Annotated in this window: 12 protein-coding genes, 1 tRNA gene and 1 riboswitch; of the genes, 6 read left to right on the top strand and 7 right to left on the bottom strand. The window is 63.5% G+C overall.

Translation table 11 applies throughout. The features are described from left to right. Nucleotides 1-16: 16 nt before the first annotated feature. The gene (gene cobW, locus FGK64_RS09330; protein WP_138863538.1) at nucleotides 17-1054 is read right to left on the bottom strand and encodes a cobalamin biosynthesis protein CobW; all 1038 of its coding nucleotides are present in this window, start codon (nucleotides 1052-1054) and stop codon (nucleotides 17-19) included. Next, on the bottom strand, nucleotides 1051-1422 hold the full coding sequence (locus FGK64_RS09325; protein ID WP_138864274.1) for a DUF1636 family protein: 372 nt from the start codon (nucleotides 1420-1422) through the stop codon (nucleotides 1051-1053). Before FGK64_RS09325 ends, cobW begins: the two co-directional genes overlap by 4 nt. Before the next feature lie 95 nt (nucleotides 1423-1517). After that, a riboswitch (cobalamin riboswitch) is annotated at nucleotides 1518-1732 on the bottom strand. A gap of 129 nt (nucleotides 1733-1861) precedes the next feature. Here FGK64_RS09325 and FGK64_RS09320 point away from each other — a divergent pair. Beyond that, nucleotides 1862-2878, top strand: coding sequence for a class 1 fructose-bisphosphatase (locus FGK64_RS09320; protein WP_246057716.1), 1017 nt, complete (start codon nucleotides 1862-1864; stop codon nucleotides 2876-2878). Nucleotides 2879-3016: 138 nt separating this feature from the next. Here the strand turns inward: FGK64_RS09320 and FGK64_RS09315 are convergent. Next, nucleotides 3017-3103, bottom strand: a tRNA-Leu gene (locus FGK64_RS09315). Nucleotides 3104-3263: 160 nt separating this feature from the next. On the opposite strand from FGK64_RS09315, the gene FGK64_RS09310 reads away from it, so the two are divergent. Together FGK64_RS09310 and lipB are read left to right on the top strand one after the other, a co-directional pair. Then, the gene (locus tag FGK64_RS09310) at nucleotides 3264-3923 is read left to right on the top strand and encodes a DsbA family oxidoreductase (protein ID WP_138863536.1); all 660 of its coding nucleotides are present in this window, start codon (nucleotides 3264-3266) and stop codon (nucleotides 3921-3923) included. A 9-nt stretch (nucleotides 3924-3932) separates the two neighbouring features. Then, nucleotides 3933-4592 (top strand): lipoyl(octanoyl) transferase LipB, encoded by a 660-nt coding sequence (gene lipB, locus FGK64_RS09305; protein WP_138863535.1) that lies wholly within the window; start codon nucleotides 3933-3935, stop codon nucleotides 4590-4592. On the opposite strand, the gene FGK64_RS09300 is transcribed toward lipB, so the two are convergent. Together FGK64_RS09300 and FGK64_RS09295 are read right to left on the bottom strand one after the other, a co-directional pair. Then, nucleotides 4589-6292, bottom strand: a complete 1704-nt coding sequence (locus tag FGK64_RS09300) for a bifunctional helix-turn-helix transcriptional regulator/alpha/beta hydrolase (protein WP_138863534.1) — start codon at nucleotides 6290-6292, stop codon at nucleotides 4589-4591. The two genes, lipB and FGK64_RS09300, sit on opposite strands and share 4 nt — an antisense overlap. Before the next feature lie 320 nt (nucleotides 6293-6612). Next, nucleotides 6613-7560, bottom strand: a complete 948-nt coding sequence (locus FGK64_RS09295) for a cation diffusion facilitator family transporter (protein WP_138863533.1) — start codon at nucleotides 7558-7560, stop codon at nucleotides 6613-6615. 82 nt (nucleotides 7561-7642) lie between these two features. On the opposite strand from FGK64_RS09295, the gene FGK64_RS09290 reads away from it, so the two are divergent. Continuing rightward, the gene (locus FGK64_RS09290) at nucleotides 7643-8092 is read left to right on the top strand and encodes a MerR family transcriptional regulator (RefSeq protein WP_138863532.1); all 450 of its coding nucleotides are present in this window, start codon (nucleotides 7643-7645) and stop codon (nucleotides 8090-8092) included. On the opposite strand, the gene FGK64_RS09285 is transcribed toward FGK64_RS09290, so the two are convergent. After that, the gene (locus FGK64_RS09285) at nucleotides 8093-8512 is read right to left on the bottom strand and encodes an HIT family protein (RefSeq protein WP_138863531.1); all 420 of its coding nucleotides are present in this window, start codon (nucleotides 8510-8512) and stop codon (nucleotides 8093-8095) included. A gap of 210 nt (nucleotides 8513-8722) precedes the next feature. On the opposite strand from FGK64_RS09285, the gene ctaD reads away from it, so the two are divergent. Further along, nucleotides 8723-10396 (top strand): cytochrome c oxidase subunit I, encoded by a 1674-nt coding sequence (gene ctaD / locus FGK64_RS09280; protein ID WP_138863530.1) that lies wholly within the window; start codon nucleotides 8723-8725, stop codon nucleotides 10394-10396. Between the two features lie 80 nt (nucleotides 10397-10476). Then, on the top strand, nucleotides 10477-10965 hold the full coding sequence (locus FGK64_RS09275; protein ID WP_171054021.1) for a DUF2244 domain-containing protein: 489 nt from the start codon (nucleotides 10477-10479) through the stop codon (nucleotides 10963-10965). A gap of 183 nt (nucleotides 10966-11148) precedes the next feature. Here the strand turns inward: FGK64_RS09275 and FGK64_RS09270 are convergent, their stop codons facing one another. Beyond that, nucleotides 11149-11622 carry a GatB/YqeY domain-containing protein gene (locus FGK64_RS09270; RefSeq protein WP_138863529.1) on the bottom strand — a complete coding sequence of 158 codons (474 nt, stop codon included), beginning with the start codon at nucleotides 11620-11622 and terminating at the stop codon, nucleotides 11149-11151. Nucleotides 11623-11656: the final 34 nt, after the last annotated feature.

Below are 11656 nucleotides of genomic sequence, written 5' to 3'. Positions count from 1 at the left end.
CGCCGCCGTCATCGCCCTAGCCCACCAGCGCCGCGCGGATCGCCTGCGCATCGATGTCGTCATGTTCGGCGATCACCACCAGCCGCGTCCGGCGGGGTTCATTCGGACCCCAGGGGCGGTCGAACTGGTGCCGCACCCGCGCGCCCACGGCCTGCACCAGCAGGCGCATCGGCTTGCCCGAAACGGCGACATAGCCCTTCACGCGCAGGATGTTGCGCGTCTTTGCCAGCGTCTCGATCCGGGCGACCAGCGCGGGCACGTCCTCGACCTCGTCCAGCTCGATCACCACGCTGTCGAAATCGTCGTGCTCGTGATCGTCGGCGCCATCGTGGTGGCTGGGACGGGCGTCCATGTCGTCTTCCGCTGCGGCGCCAAGGCCCAGGATCACGCGCGGGTCAACCGCGCCTTCGGCCACCTCGACCACGGGCAGCGGGCGCGGCGCTTCGTCCGCAATCACCGCGCGCGCTTTCTCGATCCCTTCGGCCCCGGCCAGATCGGGCTTGGTCAGCAGCACGATATCGGCGCAGGAGATCTGGTCCTCGAACACCTCGGACAGCGGCGTTTCATGGTCCAGGCTGTCGTCGGCCAGACGCTGGGCATCCACCCGCGCCACGTCGGGCGCAAAGCGGCCCGCCGCCACGGCCTCGGCATCGGCAAGCGCGATCACCCCGTCCACCGTGATGCGCGAGCGGATATCGGGCCAGTCGAAGGCCTTCAGCAGCGGTTTCGGCAGCGCCAGCCCCGAGGTTTCGATCAGGATGTGATCGGGGCGCGGGTCCAGCGCCATCAGCGACTCGATCGTCGGGATGAAATCGTCGGCCACGGTGCAGCAGATGCAGCCATTGGCGAGTTCAAGGATGTTTTCCTCGGGGCAGTCGGGAATGGCGCAGGATTTCAGAATATCGCCATCCACGCCAACATCGCCGAATTCGTTGACGATCACCGCCAGCCGCCGCCCCTGCGGGTTCTGCATCAGATGGCGGATCAGCGTGGTCTTGCCCGAGCCGAGGAAGCCGGTGATCACGGTCACGGGAAGTTTGGTCAGGTCGTTCATTCCGGGGTCTCCAGCGGGGGAATTCGGGCGATACAGTTCTTGCGGAAATGTTCGGGGCGGCTGCGCCATGGCACCAGCCCATTGTCGGTATGGTGATAAAGCGTCGCGCCCGCATGCACGGTTGCGGCCATTTCGGGCGTCAGGCGACCATAGACATAGGTCCAGCGCCGCGCACCACCGCGCAACACCACCGAACAGCCCGAGTCGCAGTTCGACAGGCATTCGACCGGGCGCAGGTGCACCCCCTCGGGCCAGTCCATCGTCGTCAGCTCGGCATGAAGGCGTGCCCCTGGGCGCACCCCGTCGGGCCCGATCTCCTGCCCCATGCGGCAGGTGGTACAGACAAGCAGTTCGGTCGGGTGCGGCATGTCGCTCACGTCGGCAGTCCTGTTCCAGCTTCGGCGGGGAAAGGCACACACAGGCCCGCAAGGCAGGACCCGTCACCGGAACACCCCGCCCGGTTCACGTTGTCGTCACGCTGGCAGGTCTCCCGGCTTGCGGATGTCAGGGAGACTCCCTGCCGGCAACCCCGCCTTCCCGGCATATCGCCAGTGGCCATCGGGCAACCTCTCCGGTCACGGTCGCGGGGGCGGCTGCGCTTGGGTGTCCGTTCCGGCCCCTGTCGCATTCCCTTTTCACCCGGGACGGACCCCGGGCACCAGCGGGGTGCATCTGCGCAGCCCGCCCGCCCCTTGTCAAGCGCCGGGACCACGCCCCTACCAGGCGTCGCGGGCTGGCCCACGGGCGCACAACACCGTAAGAACGGGGTCAACGGGCCAAAGCGCCCTCATGCGACCGGAGAGAGACGTGACCGATACCGCCCTGACCCTCGACCAGCACCTGCTGCACGCCGCCCGCGAAACCGGGCTGGATACCGATCTGGTGATTCTTCTGAACAGCATCGCGACCGCCTGCAAGGCAATCTCGGCCAGCCTGCGCGACGGGGCGCTGGCCGGTGTGCTGGGCAGCCACGGGTCGCAGAACGTCCAGGGCGAAACGCAGAAGAAGCTCGACGTGATCGCCAATGACATCTTCCTTGAACATTGCGCGCACAGCGGCGTGCTGGCCTGCATGGTCTCGGAAGAACTGGACGAGGTACAGGAGATCCCGGCGCGCTTCGCCCGTGGCCGCTATGTTCTGTTCTTCGACCCGCTCGATGGCTCTTCGAACATCGATGTGAACGTGTCGGTCGGCTCGATCTTCTCGATCCTGCGGCTGGAGGACGTGCCTGAAACCACCGATTATGCCACCGTGCTGCGGGCGGGTGTCGAACAGGTGGCCGCGGGCTATGCGCTCTATGGCCCCTCGACGATGCTGATGCTGTCGACCGGCGACGGTGTGCGTGGCTTCACGCTCGACACCGGGCTGGGCGAATTTCGTCTGACCCACGACGATATCGCAATCCCCGCCGCGGCAGGCGAATTCGCGATCAACGCCAGCCGCGCGCAGTGGTGGGAGCCGCCAGTGCGCCGCTATGTCGAAGAATGCGTGCAGGGCGAAAGCGGGCCGCGCGGCAAGACGTTCAACATGCGCTGGGTCGCCTCGATGGTGGCCGAAGTGCATCGCATCCTTATTCGGGGTGGTGTGTTCCTGTATCCGATGGATGAAAAGAACCGCACCCAAGGCGGCAAGCTGCGCCTGTTCTACGAAGCGAACCCGATGGCGTTTCTTGTCGAACAGGCCGGCGGCGCGGCGTCGACAGGCCGCACCCGGATCATGGAGGTGGAGCCGGACCAGCCGCACCAACGCGTTCCAGTCATCCTGGGTGCCCGCGACGAGGTTGCCCTGATCGACGGCTATCATGCGGAATTCGATGCCAGCTGACACATCTCTTTCGAAGGCGCCCGCACTGCGGGCGCCGGGTTCAAAAAAATCTTAGATTTTTTTGGCCGCGAGATTGCATGGGAATGGGAGAAGCCGCAGGAAGATCGACAGCTTTCGAGCATTGATTTTCTGAAAAAGTGGTGCGGTCGAAAGGACTCGAACCTTCACGGGTGTTACCCCACAGCGACCTCAACGCTGCGCGTCTACCAATTCCGCCACGACCGCACTATCTTGGCTTGGTGGGCAGGGCTATAGACGACCGCCTTCGGCTTGTGAAGGGGCAAACGCCACGGAACGCACTGCCACGTCAGAAATATTTCCGAGGCCCCAAATCACGGCCGGATCCCGCCTCGGCTGCCCGTCAAATCCAGAAAGGACCCAACCAATGACACAGCCACCCGCCGCCATACAGGTCGATATCGTATCGGATGTTGTCTGCCCCTGGTGCATTGTTGGCTATCGCCAGCTGGAACAGGCGCTGACGCGCGTGGGACTTGGCGCCTATATCCGCTGGCATCCGTTCGAGCTGAACCCCACAATGCCCACTGAGGGCCAAAACCTGCGCGAACACCTGGCCGAGAAATATGGCACCACGCCCGAGCAAAGCCGCGCGGCGCGCGACCGGCTGACCGCTTTGGGCGCCGAGCTTGGGTTTACCTTCAACTATGCCGACGACATGCGCATGGTGAATACCTTTGCCGCGCATCAGCTGCTGGACTGGGCGGTGGAGCAGAACCTGCAGCACCCGCTGAAACTGGCGCTGTTCACGGCCTTCTTCACCGATGGCCGCGATGTGTCGGACCATGACGTGCTGGTCGATACTGCTGCCTCGGTCGGGTTGGATGGCGACGCCGCGCGCGGCGTTCTCGAGACCGGCAGCCATGCCGACGCCACCCGCGCCCATCAGCGCGCCTGGACCGATCGCGGCATCAGCGCCGTGCCGGCCGTCATTCTGGGCGGCAAGTACCTTCTCAGCGGGGCACAGGGCGTCGATACCTATGCCCAGGCGCTGAGCCGCGTTGCGCAAGAGGCGGCCACCGTCTAGGGAACCGTCATGGAATGGATCGTTTCAGACGGGCTGACCCCTTACGACACCGCGCTTTCGTGGATGGAGGCGCGTGTCGCCGACATCATCGCGGGCCGGGCCGAGGAATGCATCTGGTTGCTGGAACATCCGCCGCTTTACACCGCCGGAACCAGCGCCCGGCCCGAGGATCTGACCGATCCGGACCGCTTTCCCGTTTTTACCGCGCGGCGGGGCGGGCAATATACCTATCACGGACCGGGGCAGCGTGTTGCCTACGTGATGCTTGATCTCAACCAGCGCGGGCGTGACGTGCGCGCCTTTGTCGAGCGGCTGGAACGCTGGATCATTGCCGCGCTGGCCGAGTTCAACGTCACCGGTGACATCCGAGAAGGCCGCGTCGGCGTCTGGGTCGAACGGCCCGACCGGCCCCTGCGCCCCGACGGCACTCTCAGCGAAGACAAGATCGCCGCCATCGGCATCCGGCTGCGCAAATGGGTCAGCTTTCATGGCATTTCCGTCAACGTCGATCCAGACCTGAGCCATTTCGATGGCATCGTGCCCTGCGGGATCAGCGATTTCGGCGTGACCAGCCTTGTCGAACTGGGGCTGCCCGTTACGATGGAAGATCTGGACGTGGCGCTGATGCACAGCTTTGACGCAACATTCGGCGCGGAACCTGTGATTTAATCCGCACCCGAAACCTCGCGCAGGGCGTCGATCACCACATCGGGCGCTTCATAGATCAGCAACTGCCCGGCGTCTTTCACCACGCGGACCTCGACATTGGGCAGATCGCGCATTGCTTCTGCCATGATCGACGCCGGGGCAATGGTGTCCATCTCGCCTTTCAGGTTGATGACACGCGGGCTGGCGCCCCTGATTTCGTGTCTCCAGTCGCGCACGATAAAATGGCTGTCGGTGGCAAATCCCGATGGCCCCTGCTCGACCGAGAACCGGAACCCGGCCTGCATCGTGGCGGCCACGCCCAGCCGTTCGATCATCGCGTATTCATGCGTGCCGGGCTTGAACAGCGCAGCCATGAATTCGTCGATTTCATTGCCGTCGATCTGGGCAATCCCTGCCCGCAGCACCGTGGGCAGCAGCGCCGGTGCAAATCGCGCGGTATAGGCCACCACGCGCTGGCGCGGCGCCATCTGGGCGAACTGGCTGATCCGGGTGATCGGTGCAGGCCCGGAGCAGGTCACCGCGCCTGCCACATGATCGTGCAGGCGACATGCCAGCACATGGGCAAACAGTGCCCCTCCAAGGTTGCCCAGCAGAACCGGACGTTTCAACCCGCGCGTCTCGATCAGCTCGACCACATGGGATTGCAGCAGATCGATCGTACCCCGTGGGCGATGTGCCGGTTCGGACTGGCCGTACCCCGGCCGCGCGGGCATCAATACGCGAAACCCTTCTGACACCAGCCTGTCGTGATGGTGCTCCAGCGCCGCAGGCCCCTCGAGCATTCCGTGCAGGAAGATCACCGGAACGCCGTCGCGCGGCCCCATGTCGTACAGCTGCATCGCCTTGCCCGACGACATTCGCATCATTGTCCGCGTCATCGACGGAGCGGCAGCGCGACGGCTGCGGTTGCGGGTGTCCTGATTGATCAGGAACACCACCAGCCGGATCAGATCCACCTGCCCCGGCGCACCGGTCTTGGCCAGCACCGCCTTGGACTGGTTGCGGACCGTATGTTCTGACCGTCCGGTATGGGCGGCGATGTCGCGCAGACTGAGGCCAGCCAACAGGTGGCGCACGATATCCACCTCGGCGCGCGACAATGAGAAGGACGCAATCAGCATCGCTTCGGCACGTTTGCTCCAGCGGTACTCCAGCGCCTCGATCGCAAGCGCAAGCCCATTGCCGCCAGTTTGTGCCGGGGCCTTCACAACGCGCGCCATCAGATGGCGGGGCAGCACTCCGGTGGCCAGGACCACGGGTGGCGTATCGGATTTGCCGGCCTGCACGGCGGCCAGCATCTGATCCAGCAGGTCGCGGCTGCCCGCAACAAGAATGTCGGCCACCGCTTCGTGGCAGGGCTTATCGGGCAATGTGTCCCGGGTACGCGCGCTGACGGCAATGCAGCGCCCCGCCGCATCCAGCAGGATCGCAAAGCCTTCGGCCCCGCGCACCGCCTCGACCATGTCGGGCGGTGGCATCTTGCGGCCAAACTGTTCGAGGATTTCGTAGGCCCGGGCGAAATGCGCCTGCAACCCCGGATCAATGTCCAATTCAGGCGCATCCGCAGGAAGCGTGTCACCAGAGGCAGAAATCGTTTCTTCAAGCCTCCCAAGTTCATAGCGGATGTGCTGCTCCCACGCCTCCATGAACGAATCATACAGGCCGGGGCGAATCACGGTTTCGTAAATCGCCGCGATCACGCGGTCGCGCGTGCTGCCAGCACTATCGATTATGCCAGGATCGTCGCGAATGGGGTCCCTCTTTCGAAAACACACAACCTGCGGCTGCGAAATTTGACAAAAATTTTCTAAAAGATCAAATTTTTAACCCATATGGGTCATGAAACCAACACGGACAACACATAGGGTTAGCGCATCGTTCCTTTCGTGAGTGGCGATGCTTTTTCCTATCTACCCGATTTGACCAGGGTCCCAGCCTTGGACAACGCTTTCATACCCACTGCCGCCCCGACACCCGGGGCGGCAATTTCTATTTCAGCCTGTGCCATCCCCCCGCCGCGTTATCCGTGCCCGAATTGGCGCGGATTGCGGCAGGCGTGGTTTGCGCACTCCAGTTCCAGTGTCGAATGGTCAATGCCGAATCTTTCGCCAAGCTGATGCTTCAGCCGCGCCTTGATCGCATCGGCCTCGAACCAGCGACCCGGTTCGATCTGAACATGCGCTTCGAGTGTCGTCTGGTTTTCCTGCATTTGCCAGACGTGCAGATGGTGCACCCCGGCAACGCCGTCCGTCTCCTCCATTACGCCCGCCAGTCCGGTCATGTCGATCTGAGGCGGGCTGCCCAACATCAGAACGCGGATCACCCCGCCGATTTCTGTTGCGACATGCCACAGGATGTATCCTGCAATCAGAAGCGTCGCCAGCGGGTCTACCCATGTGTAACCCCAGAGGATGACAAAGGTTCCCGCAAGGATCACGGCGACCGAACCAAGCGCGTCGGCAAGGTTGTGCAGAAAGGCCGCGCGGATGTTCATACTGTCCTTCGACATCGAATAGGTCAGCGCGGCGGTCACCAGATCCACCGCCAGCGCGATGCCCGCGATCCAGACCACCATCCAGCCGTCGATCGGCTCCGGCGCCAGCGCGCGCAGCACGCCTTCGTAGATCAGGTACAGCGCCAGCACGACCAGCGTGGTATAGTTGACCAGCGCCGCCACCACCTCGGCGCGGCCATAGCCGAAACTCATCCCCGGGGTGGCCGGGCGCCGTGCAATCCGGCGCGCGATGATGGCGATGATCAGCGCGATGGCGTCCGAGAAATTGTGCAGCGCATCGGCGATCAGCGCGAGCGATCCCGACAGGATCCCCCCGACCACCTGTGCCAGGGTCAGGCCCATGTTGACGACAATCGCCCAGATCAGCCGGGCGTCGCCGGCGTTGGGGTCAATATGAGCGTGTGAATGCCCGTGATGCCCAAGTCCTGTGTGGTCGTGGTGGTCGTGCGGCATGATGGCGTCCTTTCCGTCCTTGAATCGGTCACCTGGCCTACGTAATTCCTATAGCGACTATAGCTTCAAGAGGAATCTTGCGATGTATGCCATCGGCCGCCTGTCAGAGCTGAGCGGGGTCAAGGTGCCCACCATCCGGTTCTACGAGACGCGCGGTCTGATCGACCCGCCGGGGCGCACCGCCGGGAACCAGCGCCGATACGACCGCGCGGCGCTGGAGCGACTGCGCTTCATCCGCCACGCCCGCGACCTTGGCCTTCCGCTGGACGATGTGATTGACCTGTTGTCGCTGGAAGGCGCGACAGGCCCCAGCCTGAACCGCGCCCATGCCATCGCGCGCAACCAGCGCGACGGGCTGCGCAGCCGCATCGCGCGGCTTCAGGCACTGGAAGCCGAGTTGGACCGCATCGTGATGGCCTGCGACCACCTCCACGCAGGCCCCGACAGCACCTGCGCGGTGCTGCACGCGCTGGGACACCACGACGATTGCGCCGCGCCCCATGACGCGCCCGTCAGCGGGCCACTCTCCTGATCAGGCCAGTTCGGCGCGGATTTTCTCGGCAATCGCGGCGATGGCCTCCATATCGCCCATCTGTCCGGGCGCGCGCAGTGCCACACCTTCGTGGCGGGGCAGAATGTGGAAATGCAGGTGAAACACCTCTTGCCCGCCATCCGTTTCGTTGAACTGCTGGATCGTGACACCCGTCGCCCCCAGCGCAGCCTTTGCGGCATTTGCCACCCTCTGCGTGGTCGCGATCACCGCCGACAGTTGCTCGGCGCTGGCATCCAACAGGTTGCGGCAGGGCGTTTTCGGGATCACAAGGCAATGCCCGTCGGCGCGCGGCATGATGTCCATGAAGGCCAGCGTCGCATCATCCTCGTAAATCCGCTGCGCCGGAATCTCGCCGCGCAGCAGCTTGGCAAAGATGTTGTCGGGGTCATACTCGGGCATCACGTCTCTCCGGATTGGCAGGTTGTGCGCCCGGTATGACAGGGCCGCAAACCACGTCAAGAGCGGCCTAAGCCCGCGCGGGGCGCGGCAATTTATCCGCCCCGATTCCGATATCGCCCATTGAAGCAGCAGGGCAGGCATTCTAAAACGCCCCTACACTTGCGTCCCGTCCATCCGGCGGGCGATCACACGTCAATCAGGAGGTGCCCGATGGCCGACGCAGCCATTCATGGCCACGAACACGAGGACACCCGCGGTTTCTTTACCCGCTGGTTCATGTCCACCAACCACAAGGACATCGGGATTCTCTACCTGATCGTCTCGGCCCTTGTCGGTTTCATCTCGGTCGCATTCACCGTTTACATGCGGCTGGAGCTGATGAACCCCGGCGTTCAGTACATGTGTATGGAAGGCGCGCGTTTCACCGCGGCGGCCGCCGGCGAATGTACCCCGAACGGCCACCTCTGGAACGTGCTGATCACCGGCCACGGCATCCTTATGATGTTCTTCGTGGTGATTCCGGCGCTGTTCGGCGGCTTTGGCAACTACTTCATGCCGCTTCAGATCGGCGCGCCGGACATGGCGTTCCCGCGGATGAACAACCTGTCGTTCTGGCTTTATATCGCGGGCACAACGCTTGCGGTCTGCTCGGTCCTGGCACCGGGCGGCAACGACCAGCTCGGCTCGGGCGTGGGCTGGGTGCTTTACCCGCCGCTCTCCGTGCGCGAAGGCGGCATGTCGATGGACCTCGCGATCTTTGCGGTGCACGTTTCGGGCGCCTCGTCGATCCTGGGCGCGATCAACATGATCACCACCTTCCTGAACATGCGTGCCCCCGGCATGACCCTGTTCAAGGTGCCGCTGTTTGCCTGGTCGATCTTCGTCACCGCATGGCTGATCCTGCTGTCGCTGCCGGTTCTGGCAGGCGCCATCACCATGCTGTTGATGGACCGTAACTTCGGCTTCACCTTCTTCGACCCGGCCGGCGGCGGTGACCCCATCCTGTATCAGCACATCCTGTGGTTCTTCGGCCACCCCGAGGTGTATATCATCATCCTCCCGGGCTTCGGCATCATCAGCCACGTGATCGCGACCTTCTCGCGCAAGCCCGTGTTCGGCTACCTGCCGATGGTCTGGGCCCTCATCGCGATCGGCGCGCTGGGCTTCGTCGTCTGGGCGCACCACATGTACACGGTCGGCATGACCCTGAACCAGCAGGCCTACTTCATGCTGGCGACGATGGTCATCGCGGTGCCGACAGGCGTGAAGGTATTCAGCTGGATCGCCACGATGTGGGGCGGCTCGATCGAATTCAAGACCCCGATGCTCTGGGCCTTCGGCTTCCTGTTCCTGTTCACCGTCGGCGGCGTCACCGGCATCGTGCTCAGCCAGGCTGCCGTGGACCGGTACTACCACGACACCTACTACGTTGTGGCCCACTTCCACTACGTCATGAGCCTTGGCGCCATCTTCGCCATCTTCGCGGGCATCTACTTCTACCTGCCCAAGATGACTGGCCGGATGTACCCGGAATGGGCCGGCAAGCTGCACTTCTGGGCGATGTTCATCGGTGCGAACCTGACCTTCTTCCCCCAGCACTTCCTGGGCCGTCAGGGCATGCCGCGCCGCTACATCGACTACCCCGAGGCGTTTGCCTACTGGAACCACTGGTCGAGCCTGGGCGCCTTCCTGTCCTTCGCATCGTTCCTCTTCTTCTTCGGGGTCATGTTCTACACCCTCACACGCGGTGCCCGCGTGACCGAGGCGAACCCCTGGAACGAATACGCGGACACGCTGGAATGGACCCTGCCCAGCCCGCCGCCGGAACATACGTTCGAGATTCTTCCGAAACAGGAAGACTGGGACAAGACCCCGGCGCACTAAGCGCCGGAGCCAAGACAAAATTCAAAGGGCTCCGATCCGTATCGGAGCCCTTTTTTGTTGTGTTTGCGAATATCGAGATAATGCCCACCGAATGGTCCAAAACGCCCGAAGGTCATGACAGGCTGACCCTATGGCCGCATCAGTCGCTGCCTCCACGGGGCTTCGTGCTGTTCATCGGATCGACCTGCGTGATGCTGACACTGCCTCTGCTGGCGCTGCTCGGCTCGGTCCTGCTCTGGGCGCTGCTGCCGTTCCTGATGATGGCCGTGGCCGGTGTGTGGTTTGCAATTCATCGCAACCGACGCGCGGCGCAGCTGCGCGAAACGCTTACGCTTGGCCCGCGCGAGGCATACCTGCTGCATGAGAGGCACAACGCGGCCCCTATGGAATGGCGCTGCAACCGGTACTGGGCCCGCGCCGAACTTCACCTGGCCTCAGGCCCTGTGCCAAACTATGTCACGTTAACAGGGAATGGCCGCACGGTCGAAATTGGCGCCTTCCTGTCGGAAGACGAACGGGTCGCGCTGTACCACGAGATGTCCGCACGTCTGCGCGCATCAGCAGAATAAACAGCTTGCAGATTGAGGTGCCCCACCGTTCGCGCTGCCGCGCGATGCCTCCGGCGGGGATATTTGAAGCCCAAAGAAGCAAAGACCCCCGCATACTTCTTTGGGGTCCAAATATCCCGGGGGACTCCGCGCAGCGGAGGGGGGCAGAGCCCCCAACGCCGTTGCGTCGAACGATTCGCTCGATCAGGCCGAGCCCGCGCAGAGGCGCGACTTGACCAGAGGGCCCACCTTGGCGAAATCCATCTGGCCGGTGTAGCGCGATTTCAGCTCGGCCATCACCTTGCCCATGTCGCGAATCGATTCGGCGCCGGTGTTTGAAATCGCAGAGCCGACGGCATCCACCATTTCCTCATCGTCCAGCTGGCGCGGCAGGAATTCGGTGATCACCTCGATTTCCGATTCTTCGCGTTCGGCCAGGTCAAGCCGCCCGCCCTCTTCGTAGGCGCGCGCGCTTTCCTGGCGCTGCTTTACCATCTTGCCGAGGATCGCAAGGACTTCGGCATCGCCCACGCCCTCGTCATTGCCGGTGCTGGTGCGCGCGGCAATATCCTGATCCTTGATCGCGGCATTGATCAGCCGAAGCGTCGACAGGCGGGTCGCCGCCTTGTCGAGCATGGCCTGTTTCAGGGCCGCATTGACCCGAGACCGTAGTTCCATCTTGTCTGTCCATCCCCATGGAGCGTCAAGCTTC

The sequence above is a fragment of the Arenibacterium halophilum genome, assembly GCF_005938225.1.
Classification (GTDB): Bacteria; Pseudomonadota; Alphaproteobacteria; order Rhodobacterales; family Rhodobacteraceae; genus Arenibacterium; species Arenibacterium halophilum.
The sequence above is the reverse complement of the archived record's forward strand: the minus strand, read 5'-3'. Positions and strand labels throughout refer to the sequence as shown.